Source organism: Dactylosporangium siamense (assembly GCF_016862795.1).
Lineage (GTDB): Bacteria > Actinomycetota > Actinomycetes > Mycobacteriales > Micromonosporaceae > Dactylosporangium > Dactylosporangium siamense.
In genome coordinates this window covers 1-20,075 of the sequence record NZ_BONQ01000170.1, presented here as the reverse complement: position 1 = coordinate 20,075, position 20,075 = coordinate 1, and the positions used below count along the sequence as shown (strand labels likewise).

Here is a 20,075-nt window from a genome sequence, read left to right as displayed (position 1 = left end):
GTGAGTCTCGCCAGCGCGCGCGACGAGGTGTTCCGTGGCTGACGGAAGCCGTGCGCGAGCCGTGGTGACCGGCGCGGCCGGCGGCATCGGCTCCGCCGTCGCGCGCCGGCTGCGCGCCGACGGCTGGGACGTCGCCGGCCTGGACCGGGTTGTCACGCCCTTCCGGCAGCTCCCGGCTGTCACGCCCTTCCGGCAGCTCCCGGCTGTCACGCCTTTCCGGCAGCTCCCGGAGCCAACCGGCCAGGCCGGCGTCGAACCGGTGGACCTCCTCGACGAACTGGCCGTGGCCGCCGCCTTCGCCGCGCTCGGGCCGGTCACCGCGCTCGTCACGTGCGCCGGCCTGACCGCCGGCGCGCCCGCGCACGAGACCACCCTGGAGGACTGGCACACGGTCCTGGACGCCAACCTCACCTCCGCGTTCCTTGCCGTCAAGCACGCCCTGCCCGGCATGATCGCGGCGGGCCGGGGTGTGATCGTCACCATCGGATCCATCCACAGTGGATCGTTCGGGCCGGGACTGCCCGCGTACGCCGCCGCCAAGGCCGGACTGGCCGCCTTCACCCGGCAGGTCGCCGTCGACTACGGCCGGCACGGCATCCGCGCGGTCACCATCGCACCGGGCTGGATCCGCACACCCGCCACCGAGGAACGCCTCGACGGCGACACCGACCGCGAGCGGCAGCGCGACGCCCATCCGCTGCGCCGGCTCGGCGAGCCCGCCGACGTCGCCGCGGCCGTCGCGTTCGCGGTGTCCGACGGCGCGGCGATGCTCACCGGCACCGAGATCGTGCTCGACGGTGGCGCCACCGCGGTCCAAGCCGCCGCCCTGCTCCGTGCCGGCCCGCGGGCCCGGCTCGGCCTGAAACCCCTGGAGGAACCGCAATGACGTTCGACGAGCTGCTCGACGGCCGCCCGCTCGTGGCGATCCTGCGGGGTGTACCGGTCCCGCGCGCCCTGGAGATCGCCCGCGCCGTCTGGGACAGCGGCCTCGGCGTCGTCGAGGTGCCGATCCAGAGCCCCGAGGCCGTCGAGTGCCTGCGGGCCCTCGCCGGGCACGGGCACCCGGTCGGCGCCGGCACCGTGCGCAGCCCGGAGCAGGTCGCCACGGCCGCCGAGGCCGGCGCGGTCTTCACCGTCGCGCCCGGCCTCGACCTCGACGTCGTGCGGGCCAGCCACGCGGCCGGCCTGCCGCACCTGCCGGGCGTCGCGACGGCGTCCGAGGTGCATCACGCGCTGAAGGCCGGCTGCGACTGGCTCAAGGCGTTCCCGGCCGGCTCGCTCGGTCCGGGCTGGCTGCGCGAGCTGCGCGGCCCGTTTCCCGAGGCGAAGTTCGTCGCCACCGGCGGCATCGGCGCCCACAACGCACCCGAATACCTGGCCGCCGGCGCGCGAGCGCTGGGGGTCGGCGGCGCCGTCACCCGTGACGGCGGCCTGCCACCGCTCCTGGAGGTCCTGAGAACGACCCGACGCACGACCTGAGCCAGCCCCTGAGGAGGGGACACATGAACAGAGCCGTCCTGGTCGCCGCCACCGCCATGGCGACGGCCCTCGTCACCGTGCCCGCAACCGCCGTGCACGCCGCCCCGGCATCCGTCACCCTGGTGCCGTACCCCATCGACAGCTCCAACCAGGCGGCCTGGTGGTCGCCGCTGGACACGTACACGCCCGGCAACGACTACGCGTATCTGGCGTTCAACGAGCCCGGCTCGTCCGCCGGCACGCACCGCGTCGCCATCGCCCGCCGCGACACGGCCGGCGGCTGGACGAAACTGCCCGTCATGAACGGCGCGGCCCAGGCCGAGTACACCGACGACGTCGGGCACAACCAGCCGTCGATCGCCCGGGACGGCAGCGGCCGGTTCCACGTGCTGGCCAGCATGCACAACAACGCCTGGCGGTACTTCCGTTCCGACACCGTCGGTGGCGCGCCCACCAACCACTCCGGCGACCTGCCGGATCAGGGGATCGGCGTCACGTACCCGGTCCTGACCACCGCGCCGAACGGCGACCTGTACCTCATCGCCCGGCTCGACGGCGGCACCGCCCGCTCCGGCCGGCTCTACCGGTGGGACAACGCCGCCGCCACGTGGACCCGGATCGCCGTGTTCGCCGAGTCCGCCAACCGGGCCGTCTACCCCGACGACCTGCAGTTCGACGCCGCCGGCAACCTGCACATCCTGTGGGAGTGGGGGCTGTACCCGGCGACCGCGTTCCGCCACCAGCTCAGCTACCTGCTCTACCGGCCGTCGAGCAACACGTTCGCCGACCACACCGGCGCGGCGGTGACCGTGCCCGTCAGCACCGCCACCGCCGACGTCATCCAGCCGATCGAGGCCGGTGAGGTGTACCAGGGCAACGACGGCACGGGACCCGCCGTGCAGAGCGCCAAGCTCACGGTCGACGGCACCAGCCCCAAGGTGGCGTACCGGTACCGGAGCGGGACGAACTTCATGGTGCGCTACGCGTACGTCTCGGGCCCGACCTGGGTCCGCGACACCGTCTACTCCGCCACGCAGACCACCGCCGCGATCGACATCACCTGGCACCCGACCGAACAGAAGCGCGTCTACTACGCCACCGACGCCGGGGCGATGTACGTCGCCACGAAGCCCGGCACCGCGTGGACCGCCGCCGCGGTCGCGCCCGGCATCCCCGTGCAGCGCTTCGCCGTCGAACGCACCACCGCCGGTGTCGACGTGCTGTACCTCGTCGACCTCACGAACCTTCGCCTGTACTACGGGAGGAACTGATGCGCCGCCTGCTCACCATCCTGTTGCTGGCCCCTGCCGCCGCGCTCATCCCCGCGGTGGACGCCCACGCCGACCCGGCCGGCACCGGCTACACGCTCGTCTTCGCCGACGAGTTCAACGGCTCCGCGGTCGACACCGCGAAATGGAACTACCGCACCGACTCGAAGGCGTACAGCACCCAGCGCCCACAGAACGTCTCCGTCAGCGGCGGCGCGCTGAACATCGCCCTCAAGAAGGAGACCTACGGCGGCAAGGACTACACCGGCGGCGGCGTGGTCAGCAAGCAGACGCTGCGCTACGGCTACTACGAGACCCGCGCGAAGCTCAACGACGGCGCCGGCTGGCACAGCTCCTTCTGGCTCATGGCCGGCGACGGCTCGACCACGTACCCCGCGTCGCAGCGCACCGAGATCGACGGGTTCGAGATCGACTCGGTGACCCCGACCCGGATCCACCACGGCGTGCTCACGTGGAAGGGCAACGGCGTCTCGGCCGGGAAGTCCTACGGCACCACCTACACCAGCGCCACGGTCGACTCCAGGGACTGGCACGTCTACGGCATCGACTGGTCCGAGACCAGCACCAAGTTCTACGTCGACGGTGTGCTCAAGTACACCGCGCCCTACCTGCCGACGGACTGGACGCACGACTACACGAGCATCTGGCTCACCAGCATCGCCTACGGCAGCGTCCCCGACGCGACGAAGTTGCCGTCAAGTGTGCAGTTCGACTACGTGAAGTACTGGCAGAAGGACTACTACGTCGACGACGACGGCCCGGCGGCGTACGGGTACGGCGAGACGGGCACCTGGTCCACGTCGACGCTGACCGGCTGGACCGTGGGCTCACCGACCCGGTACGCGACCTGCAACTCCAGTGGGAACACCGCCACCTGGCGCCCCAACCTCCGTGCGGCGGGCACGTACAAGGTCTCCTACTACAAGGTGACGGCCGCCAACAGCGACTCGGCGGCGAAGCTCACCGTCGCCGGCACCCAGACGACCGTCAACGGCACGACCGGCCCGTCCGGCTGGGTCGACCTGGGCACCTTCACGCTGCCGGCGGGCACCGGCACCGCCGCGACCCTGACCAGCTCGGGCAGCGGCTGTGCCAGGGCGGACGCGGTGAAGTTCACGAGGATCTAGACCGCGGGCCCAGGGCTGGGCGGAGATTGTTGACTTGCGGAATACTTGCCCGGCAAGTATCGTTACGGCAGGCGACAACCCGCTCAGCCCTGGAGGCATCAGATGCCCGCGATCACCGTCGACAACGTCCTCGCGCTGCCCCGCGTGTCCACCCCGGACCCGGTCACGGCGCGCCCCCGCCAGGTGGAGTCCGTGACCACGGCGCCGAAGGGCTTCGAGGGCGAGGGCTTCCCCGTCCGCCGCGCGTTCGCCGGGGTCGACCTGCGCAAGCTCGACCCGTTCATCCACATGGACCAGATGGGCGAGGTGGAGTACGCGCCGGGTGAGCCCAAGGGCACCCCGTGGCACCCGCACCGCGGGTTCGAGACCGTCACCTACATCATCGACGGCGAGTTCGTGCACAGCGATTCCAACGGTGGTGGCGGCGTCATCCGGGACGGTGACACCCAGTGGATGACCGCCGGCTCGGGCCTGCTGCACATCGAGACCCCGCCGGAGCACCTCGTCGTCAGCGGCGGCCTGTTCCACGGCTTCCAGCTGTGGGTGAACCTGCCGAGGGCCGACAAGTTCGCCGCCCCGCGCTACCAGGACATCCGCGGCGGCCAGGTGGCGCTGCTCAGCTCGCCCGACGGCGGTTCGCTGGTGCGGATCATCGCCGGTGAGCTCGACGGCCACGCCGGTCCCGGCAACACGTACACGCCCATCACCATGATCCACGCGACGATCTCGCCCGGCGCGTCGCTGACCCTGCCGTGGCGCAAGGACTTCAACGCCCTGGCGTACACCCTGGCGGGCAAGGGCACCGTCGGGACGAAGGGTCGGCCGGTGGAGCTGGGTCAGCTCGCCGTCTTCGGCGAGGGTGACAGCATCACCGTCACCGCCGACGCGAAGCAGGACCCGCGTCACCCCACGATGGACGTGCTGTTCCTCGGCGGTAAGCCGATCCGGGAGCCCGTCGTGGCGTATGGTCCGTTCGTCATGAACACCAAGGCCGAGGTCGTGCAGGCGTTCGAGGACTACCAGGCCGGTCGGCTCGGCAGCATCCCCGCGGCGCACGCCGGCGTTCGGGGAGAGGCGTCCTGAGTGGACATCGAGGTCGTCGACAGCCCGGAGCAGCACCGCTTCGAGCTCCGGGTCGACGGTGAGCTCGCGGGTGCGGCCTACTACCGGCTGCACCCCGACGAGATCGTCTTCACCCACACCGAGGTCGACAAGGCGTACGAGGGCAAGGGGCTGGGCAGCAAGCTCGCCGCCGGTGCCCTGAACGCGGTGAAGGAGCGGGGACTGCGGGTGGTCCCGCAGTGCCCGTTCATCGCCAGCTACCTCAAGCGGCACCCCGAGCTCGCATAGGTCACGCGGGCGCCGGCAGCCCGATCGGGTTCGGGTGCCGCAGCAGCTGCGACATCCGCACCGCGACCGGTCGCAGCAGCTCCGCACAACGCGCCGTGGCGTCGGTCCCCAGGACCCGCCACGGCGTCGCCGCGAGGGCGTCCGTCGTGGCCTCGATCGCCGTGTACGCCTCCCGGGCCGGACCCGTGGCCTTCCCGTCGGCGTCGACCCACCCGCGGGAGCGCAGCCGTTCGGTCGCGGCGTCCCACTCCTCGTCGGTCCAGCCCCGCGCCGGCTGGTAGAACTCCCGGCCGTCGCCGTCGCGCAGGGCCACCCGCCACGCGATGGACTCCGCGCCGTCGAGCTGGTGGACGAGCAGCGCCGCGACGTGGCCGTCACCGCGGTGCTCCCGCAGGATCGTCGCGGCCTGCCACAGCACGCCCGCCGGGTCCTCCGGCCAGGGCAGCATCGCGTTGGCCGCGCCGAGCACCCGGCCGTGCAGGTCGACCGCCTCCGCCGCCGTCCGCAACAGGCGTGCGACCTCGGTGAGGTCGGCGTCCACCCGCAGCAGGACCCGCCGCGCCCCGTCCAGCCGCGCGGCGAGGGCCGCCTCGGGCGTGATCCTGGTCCACACGTCCGGCAGCGCCCGGGTGACCATCCGCGGCGCGAACCCGTAGAACGCGGCCAGCACCGGACCGGCCGGAACGGCGCCGAGCGGGGCGCTGCGGCCGGCGAAGTACCCGCGCCAGAACCCGCGCAGGCCCGCCGCCTCGAACGCGCCCAGTGCGTCGTCGGCGAAGTAGGTGATCGCGTGGACCGGTTCGAACAGGCTCCACATGCGCCGTTCGATCGACAGCTCTGTCATGGACCTGACGATATATGCACTGGGCGTGCGTGCACCGGGAGCCGGCAGTGGAAAAGGCAACACCCGAGGCCGGGCCTGCCGCGAACCATTCCCGGAACGCCCTGTGACGTCGTTCACGAGGGTGAGGTGTACGGAACGGTTTCGTACCGGAGTCGGTCGGGAGTAGGGTTTCGATACGAAACGGTTCCGTACACCTGCGATCCAGGGCTTGCGAAACCGGTCCTTGCAATCTAGGAAGTGGTCATGTCTCCCACACCGAAGCCCGGTCGTCGCGATGCGATCTGCGAAGCGGTCTTCGAGTTGCTCGGTGAGGTCGGATACGACCGCATGTCGATGGATGCCGTGGCGGCGCGGGCCCGCGCCAGCAAGGCGACCATCTACCGGGGCTGGCCCACCAAGCCCGACCTGGTGATGGACGCCTTCGAGCACCGGTTCGGCGGCTCGTTCGAGCCGCAGGACACCGGTTCGCTGCGCGGCGACCTGATGGCGCTGCTCGCCGCGGCGTGCAGCTTCGCCAACAGTCCCGACGGCGACGTCATGACCGGTCTGATGACCGCGGCCACCCGCAATCCGGAGCTGGCCGAGACGATCCGCCGCTGTGCCTACGAGGCGAAGCAGTCCGCCTACGACACCATCGTGCGACGTGCGGTGGAGCGCGGCGAACTGCCGCACTGCGCCACCGCTGAGCTGCTGCACGAGATCCTGCATGCCATGGTGCTGAACCGGACCATGTGGCGTGAGGCCCCGCTCGACGAGTCGTTCGCGACCCGCATGGTCGACCGGGTGCTGCTGCCCGTCCTGCGTCAGCCCGCCTGACCTTTTCGCACAACACGCTTGCACTGCCAAGACCCGTCCGTCCACCTGGACGAGGTCTCGATCAACCATGCCTTGGGAGGCATACGCTCATGTCGAACGACTCGGGGGGAACGGCCACCGCCAAGGCGGCGGCCACGGCTGCGGTCGACCCGAAACGCTGGCTCGCGCTGTCGGTCATCGCCATCGCGCAGCTGATGGTGGTGCTCGACGCCACGGTCGTGAACATCGCCCTGCCTTCTGCCCAGGAGGCCCTGCACATCTCCACCGCCGACCGGCAGTGGATCGTCACCGCGTACACCCTGGCCTTCGGTGGCCTGCTGCTGCTCGGCGGGCGCATCGCCGACTTCTTCGGCCGCCGTCGCACGTTCCTGGTGGGCCTGCTCGGCTTCGCCGGTGCCTCCGCCCTCGGTGGCGCCGCGGTCAACGCCGAGACCCTCTACGCCGCACGCGGCTTGCAGGGTGCGTTCGGCGCGCTCCTCGCGCCGGCCGCCCTGTCGCTGATCACGGTGACCTTCACCGAGGCGAAGGAACGGGCGAAGGCGTTCGGCGTCTTCGGCGCGATCTCCGGCGGTGGCGCCGCGATCGGCCTCATCTCCGGCGGCCTGCTCACCCAGTACGCCAACTGGCGCTGGACCCTGCTGGTCAACATCCCGATCGCGATCATCGCGTTCGTCGCGGCGCTGCCGGTCGTCCGGGAGAGCAAGGCCACCGGGGACACCCGATACGACATCCCCGGTGCGATCCTGGCGACTGTCGGTCAGGTCGCGCTCGTGTACGGCTTCACGAAGGCCGCCACCGACGGCTGGAGCGCCGGCGTGACGATCAGCTGGCTCGTGGCCGCCGGCGTCCTGCTCGCCGCGTTCGTCATCTGGGAGTCGCGGGCCAAGCACCCGCTGCTGCCGCTGCGCGTCCTGTGGGACCGCAACCGGGGCACCTCGTTCCTGGTCTCGATCCTGGTCGGCGCGGGCATGCTCGGCATGTTCCTGTTCATGACCTTCTACCTGCAGCAGACGATGGGCTACTCGGCGCTCAAGAGCGGCTTCGCCTACCTGCCGTTCTCCGCGGGCATCATCGTCGCGGCCACCGTCGCGGCCCGGTTCCTGCCCCGCGTCGGTCCCCGGGTCATCATGTCGATCGGCGGCGTCCTCGGCACCGTGGCGATGATCTGGCTGACCCGCCTGGACCTGCAGTCCGACTACGTCGTGGACATCCTGCCCGCGTTCATCGCGATGAGCTTCGGCATGGGCCTGGTGTTCGTGCCGCTGAGCAGTGTCGCCCTGACCGGCGTCGCGAACCACGACGCGGGTGTGGCCAGCGCGCTGGTCAACACCACCCAGCAGGTCGGCGGCTCGCTCGGCACGGCCCTGCTGAACACCATCTTCACCACGGCCGTCACCGGCTACCTCACCTCGCACGCCGCGTCGCCGCTCATCCAGGCGGAGGCGGCGATCCACGGGTACAACGTGGCCTTCACCGCCAGTGCCGTGCTGCTCGGCGTGGCCGCGCTGCTGGTCATCCTGTTCATCCGCCGCACGCCGGCGGACGTGAACAGCACGTCGGACCAGGAGCAGGTGCCGGTCCTCGTGCACTGAGCACGATCCCGGCCCCGGGTCCCTGCGGCGCTGTTCCGGCCGCGGGGACCCGCTGTGTTCAGGCGGGGGGTGCGGTGCTTTCGCGGACGACCAGCTCGGTGGGGATCAGCAGGTGGTCGGCTGTGACTTCGGTGCCGGCCCGGGTCTCGGCGATCGCGCGGGTCAGCGCGGCGGCCGCGGCCCGCCCCTTCGCCAGCACGTCCTGGCGGACCGTGGTCAGCGCCGGCCGCATCCGGGCGGCCAGGGGGCTGTCGTCGAACCCGATCACCGACAGGTCCTCCGGGACCCGCAGGCCCAGGTCGTACGCCGCCTGCACGACGCCCTGCGCGATGGCGTCGGAGAAGCACAGCACCGCGGTCGGCCGGAGGTCCGACTCGAGGAGGAGCCGGGCGCCGTCGTAGCCGTCCTCCGGGGTGCAGTGCGCGAGCCGGACCACCGGTGGATCGATGCCGGCCGGGGTCAGCGCGTCGAGCCAGCCCAGGATCCGTTGCTGTGCCACGTATCCGTCGATGACCTGGGATTCGCCGCCCTCGTTCGCGGCCGAACCTGAGACGACGGCTCCGGCCGGCTCCAGGCCGTCGGCGCGGCGGACACCGCCGGTGATGATGGCGACGCGCTGGTGGCCGAGGCCGACCAGGTGCTCGGCGGCGGCGCGGGCACCCGGCCGGTCGTCGACGTTGACGCTCGGGATGCCGGCCGCCGGCACCTGGTCGATGAAGACCAGGGGGAGCCGGCGGCGGATCAGCCAGTCGATGGCCGATGAGGTCGGGTCGCAGGAGTAGACCATCGCCCCGTCCATCGCGACGTCCCGTGCGGGGACGACGTCGTCATGGGCGGTGGCGGTCAGCAGCGTCAGGCCGAGGCCGGTCGGGGTGAGCTCCTCCGCGATCGCGCCGAGGAACGTGGTGGCGACCTCGTCGTTGAACGCATACCGCAGTGACTCGGTGAGCAGGACGCCGACGGCGCCGGTCGTGCCGCGGGCCAGGGCCCGGGCCGCGGGGTCCGGCCCCACGTAGCCCAGCTCCGATGCGACCGCGAGGATCTTGTCCCGCAGGGTGGGGGAGAGCTGATCAGGCCGGGAGAAGGCGTTGGAGACGGTCATCCGGCTCACGCCGACCTGATCGGCGATCGTCTGCAAGGTGACCCGTGCCATCGCACCTCCCGCCATCCGTCGAGCGAGTCCCCGTGCCGTCAATTCGCCGGGGACCCGACGACGATATCGCGCTTCAGCGCGCCGGGCTGCACGCGGCGGCCGGGGCGACCGCGTCGGCGGCCCGGTGCAGCGACGCGGCTAGGGCCGCGCGGACCTGGCGGACCCTGGGGCGCCGCCGGCCAAGCAGCGGCACCGGCGGCGCGACCACCGGTGCCTGGGGCAGTGCGCTGCGCATCTCGTGGGCCATCGCGTTCTGGGATTCGATCATCGCGAACGGGAACACGGCCGACCTCCTTGAACCGGCACCGCCTTCGTGCAGCGCCTATACCGGTACAGTACGGCGGCGTGCTGTACCGGTCAAGAGGGTATGCCGGGCGTCACTTCCGGCGCGTGGTCGTCCTCCGGGTGGAGGTCTTGCGGCTCGGTGTCCTCCGTGCGGCGGCCCTGGCCGCGATCGACTTGCGGTGGAACAGCCAGGCGGCCAGCCCGGCGAGCGCGGCGACGCCGAGGGCGTACCACACCCAGGTGTACGAGGCCTTGGGCGCGGTCGCGGCCGGCGGCGGGGTTGCCGCAGCCGGGGGCGGCGCGCAGACGATGTCCTGCGGCGCGCCGTCGGCCGCCACGTGCAGCACGCCCTGGCAGCGCCCGATCGCCGGGGTGCCCATCTCGGCCACGACCGTCCAGTCGCCCGCGTCGAGGGTGCCGGCGAAGGTGAGCGCGTCACCGTTGCGGCGCAGCCCGGCGGGGCCCTGTCGGCGGCCGTCGGCGGTGGTGGCCAGCAGCGTGATGCCGACCGCCTCGGTGACCGGGTGGCCGTCCTGCCAGGTCGCGGTCACCCACACCGAGCCGCGGCCGTCGCCGTGCAGCGTGAGGATGACGCCGTCGTGGGCCGCGGCCGGCGACGCCGTCCCGAACACCACACCGGCGACGAGCGCCGCGGCCACCACCGCGCCGGCTGCGCGTGTCGTCCCAGCGGTGGCCGTCGCGCGGGCGGCGGACTTCACGCAGGCCGCGGCCCGGCGCCACAAGGACGCCGGGCCGCGATCGGTCGGGGACTGGTTCACGTGCGCTGCGGGATCCAGCTCTGGTACTTGGCGCCGCTCGGCTTCTGCAGGACGAGCAGCCGGCTGCCGAAGTACTCGTTGTTGCTGACCCCGACGACCAGGCCGCTCGCCGACTGCAGCGAGACGCCGAACTCGGTCTTGGTGAGGGTCCACTGCAAGGCCTTTGCACAGTCGCCCTGTACCAGGGTCGCACCGGCGGTGTCCTTGTCACCCGCGGTGGTGATGCAGGCGTTGGTCGCCTTGGACTTGACCACGAACCTGCCGTCGGCCGCCGGCTCCAGCTTCCACTGCTGGTTCGCCCCGCCGTGCCGCTGGTAGATGATGATCGGCGTGCCGGCCGCGCTGCGGGCGCCGAACACGTCGGCCACCCCGCCGGTCAGGCTGTTGCCGAACACCATCCACGAGCCGGCCGTCGGCGCCGGTGCGGCGGCGGTGTGGACCTTCACGGTCGTGGTCCACGGGGTCAGGGTGCCGTTCTGCGCGAGCGAAATCCCGATCTGATAGTCGGTGTCGGGGCGCATGCCGACGATCCGGACGTTGGTCGAGCCGACCTGGCCGATGGAACGTCCATTGAGGACGACCGCGTAGCGGCTGCCGGCCGCGGCCGCGTCCCAGGACAGCCGCACCGAGTTGGCGGTGGTGTCACTGACTCGCAGCTCCTTGAGCCCGGTCGGCGGCTTCGTCGGCGTCGGCGTGGGCGACGCGGTCTTCGTCGGCGTGACCGACTTCGACGGCGTGGGCGACACGGTCTTCGTCGGGGTCGGCGACGCGGTCTTCGTGGGGGTGGGGGACGCCGTGGGCGACGGCGGCGGAGGCGTGGTGCCGCCGGGGCCCGCGATCAGGAACTGGTTGTTGGCCACGTTCCAGTTGTTCGCGAGGTAGCTGCCGGGGCTCGGGTTGGTGTTGTAGTAGTCGTCGTGGTTGCAGTCCATCCGGTTCTCACCGGCCTTGTCGGTGCAACCGGTCCTGACCGACGTCTTCAGACCGCCCGAGTCGTTGTAGCACATGATGTCGTACTCATCGAGGCAGTGCCCGGCCTTGCTGGAGTTCGGCGCGTTGTTGTTCACGGCGCCGAGGTTGTGCCCGAGCTCGTGCGCGGCGACGCTCGCCGCCCAGCAGCCGGAGTCGCTGCGGCCGTAGCCGGGACCGCCGTTGCTGCGGTTGTTCGTGCCCGGCTGGGTGTCGCCGTTGAAGGTCCCGATGCCGCAGTACACCTTCGACTCGCCGAAGATCATGTACTTGCGGTCGGTGCGGTTGTAACCGAGCGCCTTCAGCCCGTTGATCGTGGCGTCGAAGGTGTTCAGGCCACCCGCCGGCAGCTCGACCTCGCGCACGTCGACCTTGCAGTCGGCGGTCGTCACGAAGCGGACGTGCCGCTCGCCGCCGGTCTCCTTGGCGCTGGTGTTGTAGATCGCGTCGACGCCGGCGCTCCAGGTGCGGAAGCTCTCCAGGTACTGGTTGAACCGGCTCGCCGTGCTGGCGTCGCGCACGTACAACACCTGCACGCGCTTGCCGGCCACCCCGTCGCCGTCGCAGGCCACGCCCGCCGCGCCGATCGTGTACCCGACGGCGGTGTCGCCGGCGGCCTCCGGTACCAGGGCGAAACCGCTGTCGGAGGAGACCGATCCGTCCTGGGCGGCGACAGTCTGTTCCAGCGGGGCGGCCGCCGTGTCCGACTCAGGGACGACCTGGGTGGGGCCGGCCGCCGTGATCGGAGCGATGGTGCCGCGGACGGTCAGACCGGCCGGTGGGACGTCGGGGCCGTGGCTGCACTGGCCGCGCTCGGTGAGCTGGTACCCGCCGACGCACGGCTGGCCCTTCTTCGCCGGCGTCAGACCCGAGTACACCAGGCCCAGCTCGGGGTTGTCGGCCGGGACGCGGCTGATCGCGGCCGGGCCCTTCTCGTGGAACAGGTCGTCGATCGCGCCGGGTCCGGCGATCGCCGCACCTGTGCCGACGACCGCGACCGCGACGGTCACGGCGACACGGTGCAAGAGTCGAGACACGCTCGGTCCTCCGGAGGGGGGAAAGGGGGCGAGCGGCAGGGACGGGCACAGGGCAGAGGTACCCGTCCCCGCCGCTCGCGGGACGGCCGGCCTTCGAGGGTGGCAAGGCGGGTGAGTGCCGGTCCGTCCACGTGGGAACGGGCTGACCATAGCGAGCCGTCAACATGCCGTTCCAGCCCAAACGACCCAATTAAGGGACTCATAACCGAGACTTGTGGCGCTCCTACGCTGCCGCGCTGCCAGGTGGCTGTCTGCACCTGTCCGGCTCCGGCCCGGTGGCCGTCGGCGCGGATCTGTCCTGCTCCGGCCGGGCGGCCCGGCGGCCTGGACGACCGCGCCGGACACGGCGGGAGGGTGGCCCGGAGGACCCCGCCGGACATCGCGGGATGGTGGCCCGGACGGCCGCGGGGTGACCTGGCGGCGACGGGTTCGGGACGACGCGGCGGACGTGCGGCGGCGGATCGGCCTACGGATCGGCCTACGGATCGGACTACAGGGCGGCTACGGGGCGGGTTTGCCGCGGCGGCGGCGTTCGTTCGGCTCGCGGGAGAGGCGGCCGACCAGGCCGAAGCGGCTCTGCGGTGGTTGTTCCACCGGAGCGGGGTCGGCGTCGGCCATGACGATGACGACGCTGGCGCCGCCGAGGGTGCCGGACGTGCCGATGTTGACGGTGCCGTTGCCCTCCACCGCGACCCGCCGCACGATGTCCAGGCCCAGGCCCGTCGAGCCCTGGCCGCTCTCCCCACGTTGCAGTGCGAGCTCCGGGTCGGGGATGCCGGGCCCGCCGTCCTCCACCCGCAGCACGACGTAGCCGTCGTCGCGCCGGGTGACCGCGACCTCGAAGGGGACGCCCTGTGGGGTGTACCGGATGACGTTGCCGATCAGTGCGTCCAGCGCGGCGGCGAGCTCGCTCTTCGCGACGTGGACGGGTGCCGGCCGGTCCGTGCCGACCGCCTTGCAGTCGCGCTCCTGGTCGCCGGCGACGGCGGACCAGAACATCATCCGGTCCCGCACGACCTCGGCGACGTCGCAGCCCTGCTCGCCGGTCGAGGCGGCCGCCCCGTCGCTGCGCTCGCCGCGGTCCGGGGTGGGGGAGTGCGCGTCGATCGGCTCGCGCATGGCGCGGATCAGCTTGTCGATCTCGACCTCGAGCGCGGCGATGGCGTCGCGGATCCGGTCGGCGTCCTGGCTGTCGTCGAGGGTCTCCGCGTCGAGCCGGAGCGCGGTCAGCGGCGTGCGCAGCCGGTGCGACAGGTCCGCGACGAGTTCGCGTTCGTTGGTCAGCAGGGCCATGATGCGATCCGCCATCACGTTGAGCGCGAAGCTCGCCTCGGCCAGCTCCCGCGGCCCGGACGGGTCGAGCCGCACGTCGAGGTACCCCTCGCTGAGCGCTCCCGCGGCGCCGGCGAGCTGCCGGGCTGACGCGGTGACCTTCGCCGCGAGGCGGTCGCCGACCCAGACCGAGGCGATGACGAGGCCCAGGGCGACGGCGCTCAGCGCCCACCAGGCGCCACTGACCCCGTCGGACAGCTCATCCTCGGGGATGAAGACCTCGACAACCGCCGTGCGCCCGGATCCGACGTCCACCGGCTCCAGGTAGGACAGGCCGCCGGCGACGGTCGCGGTGACCGGCGCGGCCTGGTCGGCGGCGTGGGCGAGGTCCTTCGCGGCGGCGTGCCCGGTGCCGATCTCCAGGCCCTCCTCGCCGAGGTTGTGCACCGACACGCGGCTGACCGCCGGCCCGCCGGTGCTGGCGATGGCCCGCTCGATCGCCAGGGGGTCGGTGGTCACGGTGAGGACCGCCACGACCACGGCGGTCTGGCGTTCGGCGTCGGCGAAGGCACGCTCGCGGGCGAGCTGCTGCACAACCAGCCCGAGAGGGATCAGGAACGCCAGGGCCACCATCGTGGTGACCGCGGCGCAGACGTAGGCGAGGGTCCGCCTCAGTCCGGGGCCGCGAACCTGAAGCCCACGCCCCGCACGGTGTGCAGGTATCTGGGCGCCGAGGCGCTCTCGCCAAGTTTCCGGCGTAGCCAGTACAGATGCACGTCGATCGTCTGGTCCTCGCCCACTGAGGGTTGCCGCCATACCTCCTCCAACAGCTCACGGCGTGAGACCACCCGTCCGGGACGGGCGGCGAGGTACGCCAGCAGGTCGAACTCTTTGCGGGTCAGCGTCAGCGGCTCGCCGTGCAGGTGTGCCTGCCGTTGTCCGATGTCCACCCGCAAGCCTCCCACCTCGATGGCGGTGGGTTCCTCGCGGCTCGCCCGTCCGGTGCGGCGCAGCACGGAGGTCATCCGGGCGTCGAGGTGGGCGGAGGTGAACGGCTTGATCATGTAGTCGTCGGCGCCCGCCTTGAGCAGCCGGACGATCTCCGCCTCGTCGTCGCGGGCGGTGGCGATGATGATCGGCGTGTCCGCGATGCCGCGCAGCATCCGCAGGGCGTCGGCGCCGTCGAGGTCGGGCAGCCCGAGGTCGAGCACGACCAGGTCAGGTGTCTCCGCGGCGAACCGCCGCAACGCCTCCAGGGCGGTGCCGACCGCGTGCACCGTGTGGCCCCGGTCGGTCAAGGAGCGCAGCAGGGCGCCCCGCACGACATGGTCGTCCTCAACCAGCAGCACCGTGGCCATGCGAAGAACATACGTCCTGGCGCAAGTGGCAGCTTTCGCGGTCGATGGACGATTCCGACATGTCCGCTTTTTTCAAGTGCGGCATCGTACGTTCGTCGAGACTTCTGTGCACTCGGGTACCGGTGGGCAGCCGGGTGCCGTACACCTCCCAGGCATTGCTACCGGTTCCTGTGTGCCAGCAGCCTCAGCCGGTCAGGGTTGGTCGTCCAGGAGTCGCCCGATGACCAGCAGCGCCTGCTCCACATCCGGCTCCCCGTCGGCGATGGCGTCGGCGTAGAGGAAGCTCTCGCCGATGCGCACCAGAACGAAGGCGAGGGTCCGTGCGTCCATCCTGGGGATGAAGGCGCCGGCCGCGATCTCCTCCTGGAGGAGGCCCTCCAGGTGGGCGCGGACCCCGGGCTGGACGACGCCGTGCTTCGAAGTGAGGATGCGCAGCGCCGCCTCGGGCTCCGCGGCGAGGAAATGCCGCAGGCTCGGCTGCTCGATGACGCCTGCAAGGAAGTTGCCGATCACGGCCAGGATCCGGTCGGCGCCGCGCCGGCCCTCCGCCTGCTTCACGGCCCGCTGCAGGCTGCGCTGGGTGAGCTGCCACAGCACCTGACCCAGGAGCTGGTCGCGGCTGCCGACGCGCCGGTACAGGGTGGCGCGGCCCATGCCCAGCTCGACCGCGAGCGAGCGCATGTCGACCCGGCGCTGCTCCAGGAACCGCCGCATGGCCGCGTCGAAGATCTCGTCGAGCGGCATGCCAGGCAGGCTACACGCCTTGAGACAGATCCTGAACTGTCTCAGCGGTGAGATCCGCCGGGTCGGTGTTCGCCCCGCACAGCACCACCGCCACCCGGTGCCCGGCCTCGACCTGATCGAGCGCGGCGTACGCGGCGGCCGCGCCGAGCTCGACCACGATCCGGTGCTCCGCCCACAGCCGCCGCCGGGCCCGGACGATCGCGTCGTCGTCCACGAGCAGGCTCCGCACCCCGTGCCGCACGGCCGCGTCGAAGCCGATCGTCCCGATGCGCCGCGCACCCAGCGAGTCCGCGGCGACGCTGTCCACCACTACGTCCACGGGATGACCCGCGGCGAGCGCGGCGTGCAACGTCGGTGCGCCGGCCGGCTCGACCGCGACGACCCGGGCCCGGTCTCCGATCGCCGCCGCGATACCGCCGACGAGCCCGCCGCCGCCGGTGGCGACCAGGACGATGTCGACGTCGGGCAACTCCAGGGCGAGGGTGCCCTGGCCGGCGACGATCTCGGGCTGGTCGTATGCGTGCACGAACAGCGCACCGGTCTCCGCCACCCGGATCGTCGAGGCGGCGTAGGCCTCCGCGTACTCCCGGCCGTGCTGGTGCACCACCGCGCCGAGCTCCCGCAGCCGGCGCACCTTCACCGCCGGCGCCACCTGCGGCACGAACACCTCGGCCGGGATGCCGAGCCGCGCCGCCGCGAACGCCACGGCGAGCCCGGCGTTGCCGCCGGACGCGGCGACGACCCCGGCGGCCGGCAGCTCACCCGCCTCACGGGCGGCCAGGATCCGGTTGAACGCCCCGCGGGCCTTGAACGAGCCGCTGTGCTGCAGCAGTTCCAGCTTGAACCACAGGCCGGGCGCCACCTCGAACGACGGGGTGCGCCGCACATACCCGTCGATCCGCCGGGCCGCCGCTTCGACCGCACCTCTGTCGACCATTCGCCCACCCTACGGTTCCGGCGCGTGGCGCGGTCCGCGCGGTCGGCCTGAGCGACCACCGTGCCGACTTCGATCTGGACGTGATCGACGAGGGTGTGGAGTCGCCCGCGGTCGCCGGACCGGTTTGTCGATCTCCATGGCGGAGCGGCGCATCCCATCGCGACGGGCGTCGTCAGGCGCCGCCACGGCCCTCGCCGGCGGCGAACCGGGCGGCGCCGGCGGCCGCGCCCGCGCGCAGGGACGCCACGCCGTAGCCGTGCTCGATGGCCAGGGCGTCCGGCAGGGGGCGGCCCAGTGACTCGTACACCGAGCTGCGGTCGTTGCGCAGGCAGTCCTGCGGCAGGGCGGCGAGCGTGGCCGCGAGTGCCTCCGCCGCGGGCCGGGACCCGCCGGTCGGCACGACCCGGTCGGCGAGCCCGATCCGGTGCGCCTCCGCGGCGTCGACCGCACGGCCGGTGAGGATCAGGTCGAGGGCGCGGCCGACCCCGATCAGCTGCGGCAGCCGGACCGTGCCGCCGTCGATCAGCGGTACGCCCCAGCGCCGGCAGTACACGCCGAACGTCGCCGTCTCCTCGACCACCCGCAGATCGCACCAGATCGCCAGCTCCAGGCCGCCCGCGACCGCGTGGCCGGCGACCGCGGCGATCACCGGTTTGCCCAGCCGCATGCGGGTCGGGCCGAGCGGGCCGTCGCCGTCCGCCTCGACGCGGTTGCCCTCGCCGGTTGCGACCGCCCTCAGGTCGGCGCCGGAGCAGAACGTGCCGCCGGCGCCCCACAGCACCGCGACCGCGGCGGTGCCGTCGGCGTCGAACTCCCGGAACGCGGCCGCGAGCCGTTCCGCCGTGTCCCGGTCGACGGCGTTGCGGGTCTCCGGCCGGTCCAGCACGACCGTCCACACCGGACCGGCCCGCTCGATGTGCACACTCATACCGGCCAGTGTCGGCCACCAGGACGACGGCCGCGCCCGGACCCCGTTCTGAGGTCGGACGCGGCCGTGGCAGCGGGTTGCGGGCGGTCAGCGGCGGCGACCCCGGCGGTAGCTTCCGTAGCGGGTGTGCCAGGTGCCCGCGCCGGCCAGGTGCAGGGCGACGCACAGGAACCCGGCCAGGCTCAGGGTCCCCACGTCGAGGATGGGCCCGGCGTCGGCACCGAACAGGTCCATCAGCAGCGCGACAGCGAACAGGATCGCGGCAACAACAGCGAACACAACGGCCTCCTTGGTAGTGACCGCTGAGTACCCAACCGCCGCGAAACCTAATCGACGCCGTCGATGCCGAGCAGGTCGGCGAGCGCCGTCCGGCCGTCCGGGGTGACCCGCACCGCCCGCCCGGACCCGATCCGGGCCACCCAGCCGCGGGCCATGAACCGCTCGCACAGCCGCGCGCCGGCGATCCCGGCCAGGTGCGGCCGGCGCTCCGTCCAGTCCAGGCAACCCCGGGCCACCGGCCGCTTCCCGCCGTCCAACGCCAGGCCCTGCCCGGCCATCCACGCCCGGCCGGCCTCCGTCAACGCGAAACCGCCCGTCTGGTCCAGCAGCCCGCGTGCCGTCAGCGCGTCCGTCACCGCCACCCCGAGCCGCCCGGCGAGGTGGTCGTAGCAGGTCCGGCCCCGCGCGAGGGCCGCGGACGCCGTCGCCGCCCGCAACCCCACCGGCCGTGACAGGTCCGGCGCCAGCCGCGCCGACATGTCCTCCAGCAGTGCGGCCACCGACGGGTCGGCGAGCCGGACGTACCGGTGCCGCCCCTGCCGTTCCTCGGCCAGCAGGCCGCCGGCGGTCAACCGGTGCAGGTGCTCCGTCGCCGTGGACCGCGCGACCCCGGCGTGCCGGGCCAGCTCCCCGGCGGTCCACGCCCGCCCGTCGAGCAACGCCAGACACATCGCGGCCCTGGTCTCATCGGCGAGCAGCGCGGCGAGCCTGGCGAGCGAGGACGGAGCGTTCACAGGTCCCATTGTCCCCGTCATCAGTTCGTCGGGCACCGAACGGTCCCGGCCGTACGTTCGTCCCATGCGGATGATCGACGACCCGGGCGACGCGCTCGCCGTGCTCCACGACCCCGCCTTCGTCGTCCCGCCGGTGCCCGCCGCCACCGACGGCGTCGCCTGGCTGCGGTCCACCGTCGGCCGGTTCAGCACCGGGGAGGCGCACACCCGTCGCCGTGCCCTCAGCGAGTCCCTCCTGTCCACAGTGGACCCAGCGGCGCTGCGCGAGGCGGCCGCGTCATCCCCGCACGCGCACCCCGTGCAACTCCTCGCCGCCGCGCTCGGCCTGGACTCCTCCCCAAGGACGACCGACGCGGTGCGTGCGGTCGCGGCCGCGTATCAGCCCGGCACCGGCGACGAGGCCGCGGCGGACGTCGCCGTGCGAGCACTGATCGACACGTTCGGCGGCACGCCCGACGAGGTGACCGCCGCGCGGATCGGGGTGCTGGTCCAGGCCTGCGACGCGACGGCCACCCTGATCGACCGGGCCCGGGCCACCGACCTGGAAGCCGCGCTGCGTGACACCCCGCCGGTCCTCGCCACAAAGCGGATGGCCACCAGACCGGCCGACCTCAACGCCACCCGCGCCGTGACGGACCGTTCCCGCGGTGGCCGGGTCGGGGCGGATGACGCCGCCGGTGTTCGCGTTGGGGCGGATGATGCCGTCGGTGGCCGCGGCGGGGTGGACGGTGCCGTCGGTGGCCGCGGCGGGGTGGACGAGGTCAGCGATGGCCGCGTTCGAGCGGATGACTTCAGCGGTGGCCAGGTGGGGGTGGATGACGTCGTCGGGGTGGGCGACCTTGGCGGTGCTCGCGGTGGGACGGACGACTCCAGTGGCGCCCACGTCGAAGGCGACCACACCGGCGGCATCCGCGTCGAGGCTGGCGAGGTGGTGCGGGTCAGCCTGCGCGGCATCCCGTTCGGTGCCGGACCACGCGGCTGTCCCGGCCGCGCCCACGCACTCGCGCTCGCCGAGGGCGCACTGCGCGGGGGCTCCGGCGCTGCGGTTGATGCCGCGGCGGGCGATGCCGCGGTGGGCGATAGTGCGGTGAGCGATGGTGCGG

General features: G+C 72.5%; 20 protein-coding genes and 1 pseudogene. 9 read left to right on the top strand and 12 right to left on the bottom strand.

The annotated features are described in order from the left end of the window. Positions 1 to 34: 34 nt before the first annotated feature. The 6 genes from Dsi01nite_RS50905 to Dsi01nite_RS50880 all read left to right on the top strand — a co-directional run bounded on the left by Dsi01nite_RS50905 (position 35) and on the right by Dsi01nite_RS50880 (position 5,245). Entirely contained in the window at positions 35 to 886 is an 852-nt protein-coding gene (locus tag Dsi01nite_RS50905) for an SDR family NAD(P)-dependent oxidoreductase (RefSeq protein WP_203853736.1), read from the top strand. Beyond that, a complete protein-coding gene (locus Dsi01nite_RS50900) occupies positions 883 to 1,479 on the top strand; it encodes a bifunctional 4-hydroxy-2-oxoglutarate aldolase/2-dehydro-3-deoxy-phosphogluconate aldolase (protein ID WP_203853735.1) in 597 nt (198 codons plus the stop codon). The genes Dsi01nite_RS50905 and Dsi01nite_RS50900 overlap by 4 nt, the downstream gene beginning before the upstream one ends. A 23-nt stretch (positions 1,480 to 1,502) precedes the next feature. Next, the gene (locus Dsi01nite_RS50895) at positions 1,503 to 2,750 is read left to right on the top strand and encodes a BNR-4 repeat-containing protein (protein ID WP_203853734.1); all 1,248 of its coding nucleotides are present in this window, start codon (positions 1,503 to 1,505) and stop codon (positions 2,748 to 2,750) included. Continuing rightward, complete coding sequence (locus Dsi01nite_RS50890) at positions 2,750 to 3,895, top strand: glycoside hydrolase family 16 protein (protein ID WP_203853733.1); 1,146 nt, start codon at positions 2,750 to 2,752, stop codon at positions 3,893 to 3,895. The genes Dsi01nite_RS50895 and Dsi01nite_RS50890 overlap by 1 nt, the downstream gene beginning before the upstream one ends. Before the next feature lie 102 nt (positions 3,896 to 3,997). Further along, positions 3,998 to 4,978, top strand: a complete 981-nt coding sequence (locus Dsi01nite_RS50885) for a pirin family protein (RefSeq protein WP_203853732.1) — start codon at positions 3,998 to 4,000, stop codon at positions 4,976 to 4,978. Beyond that, positions 4,979 to 5,245, top strand: coding sequence for a GNAT family N-acetyltransferase (locus tag Dsi01nite_RS50880; RefSeq protein WP_203853731.1), 267 nt, complete (start codon positions 4,979 to 4,981; stop codon positions 5,243 to 5,245). Between the two features lies 1 nt (position 5,246). Here Dsi01nite_RS50880 and Dsi01nite_RS50875 read toward each other — a convergent pair whose 3' ends face one another. After that, a complete protein-coding gene (locus Dsi01nite_RS50875) occupies positions 5,247 to 6,089 on the bottom strand; it encodes an SCO6745 family protein (protein WP_239137005.1) in 843 nt (280 codons plus the stop codon). Between the two features lie 243 nt (positions 6,090 to 6,332). Between Dsi01nite_RS50875 and Dsi01nite_RS50870 the strand changes: the two genes are divergently transcribed. Then, positions 6,333 to 6,905, top strand: coding sequence for a TetR/AcrR family transcriptional regulator (locus Dsi01nite_RS50870; RefSeq protein WP_203853730.1), 573 nt, complete (start codon positions 6,333 to 6,335; stop codon positions 6,903 to 6,905). A gap of 89 nt (positions 6,906 to 6,994) precedes the next feature. Continuing rightward, positions 6,995 to 8,497, top strand: a complete 1,503-nt coding sequence (locus tag Dsi01nite_RS50865; RefSeq protein WP_203853729.1) for an MFS transporter — start codon at positions 6,995 to 6,997, stop codon at positions 8,495 to 8,497. Positions 8,498 to 8,555: 58 nt separating this feature from the next. Here the strand turns inward: Dsi01nite_RS50865 and Dsi01nite_RS50860 are convergent, their stop codons facing one another. The 11 genes from Dsi01nite_RS50860 to Dsi01nite_RS50810 all read right to left on the bottom strand — a co-directional run bounded on the left by Dsi01nite_RS50860 (position 8,556) and on the right by Dsi01nite_RS50810 (position 18,981). Next, positions 8,556 to 9,650, bottom strand: a complete 1,095-nt coding sequence (locus tag Dsi01nite_RS50860; RefSeq protein WP_203853728.1) for a LacI family DNA-binding transcriptional regulator — start codon at positions 9,648 to 9,650, stop codon at positions 8,556 to 8,558. 73 nt (positions 9,651 to 9,723) lie between these two features. Next, a complete protein-coding gene (locus Dsi01nite_RS50855) occupies positions 9,724 to 9,933 on the bottom strand; it encodes a hypothetical protein (RefSeq protein ID WP_203853727.1) in 210 nt (69 codons plus the stop codon). A gap of 94 nt (positions 9,934 to 10,027) precedes the next feature. Then, entirely contained in the window at positions 10,028 to 10,714 is a 687-nt protein-coding gene (locus Dsi01nite_RS50850) for a hypothetical protein (protein ID WP_203853726.1), read from the bottom strand. Continuing rightward, complete coding sequence (locus Dsi01nite_RS50845) at positions 10,711 to 12,693, bottom strand: RICIN domain-containing protein (protein WP_203853725.1); 1,983 nt, start codon at positions 12,691 to 12,693, stop codon at positions 10,711 to 10,713. Before Dsi01nite_RS50845 ends, Dsi01nite_RS50850 begins: the two co-directional genes overlap by 4 nt. A gap of 528 nt (positions 12,694 to 13,221) precedes the next feature. After that, positions 13,222 to 14,625: a HAMP domain-containing sensor histidine kinase gene (locus Dsi01nite_RS50840; RefSeq protein ID WP_203853724.1), complete on the bottom strand. Its 1,404-nt coding sequence runs from the start codon at positions 14,623 to 14,625 to the stop codon at positions 13,222 to 13,224. A gap of 38 nt (positions 14,626 to 14,663) precedes the next feature. After that, positions 14,664 to 15,350, bottom strand: a complete 687-nt coding sequence (locus Dsi01nite_RS50835) for a response regulator transcription factor (RefSeq protein ID WP_033363396.1) — start codon at positions 15,348 to 15,350, stop codon at positions 14,664 to 14,666. A 192-nt stretch (positions 15,351 to 15,542) separates the two neighbouring features. After that, entirely contained in the window at positions 15,543 to 16,094 is a 552-nt protein-coding gene (locus Dsi01nite_RS50830; RefSeq protein ID WP_203853723.1) for a QsdR family transcriptional regulator, read from the bottom strand. A gap of 10 nt (positions 16,095 to 16,104) precedes the next feature. Beyond that, positions 16,105 to 17,031 carry a serine/threonine dehydratase gene (locus Dsi01nite_RS50825; protein WP_203853722.1) on the bottom strand — a complete coding sequence of 309 codons (927 nt, stop codon included), beginning with the start codon at positions 17,029 to 17,031 and terminating at the stop codon, positions 16,105 to 16,107. 172 nt (positions 17,032 to 17,203) lie between these two features. After that, positions 17,204 to 17,959, bottom strand: coding sequence for a crotonase/enoyl-CoA hydratase family protein (locus Dsi01nite_RS50820; RefSeq protein WP_203853721.1), 756 nt, complete (start codon positions 17,957 to 17,959; stop codon positions 17,204 to 17,206). 87 nt (positions 17,960 to 18,046) lie between these two features. Beyond that, complete coding sequence (locus tag Dsi01nite_RS50815) at positions 18,047 to 18,238, bottom strand: hypothetical protein (protein WP_203853720.1); 192 nt, start codon at positions 18,236 to 18,238, stop codon at positions 18,047 to 18,049. Between the two features lie 47 nt (positions 18,239 to 18,285). Continuing rightward, positions 18,286 to 18,981 carry an ArsR/SmtB family transcription factor gene (locus tag Dsi01nite_RS50810; protein ID WP_203853719.1) on the bottom strand — a complete coding sequence of 232 codons (696 nt, stop codon included), beginning with the start codon at positions 18,979 to 18,981 and terminating at the stop codon, positions 18,286 to 18,288. 55 nt (positions 18,982 to 19,036) lie between these two features. Here Dsi01nite_RS50810 and Dsi01nite_RS50805 point away from each other — a divergent pair. Further along, a pseudogene (locus tag Dsi01nite_RS50805) lies at positions 19,037 to 20,075 on the top strand (hypothetical protein); the annotation flags it as partial.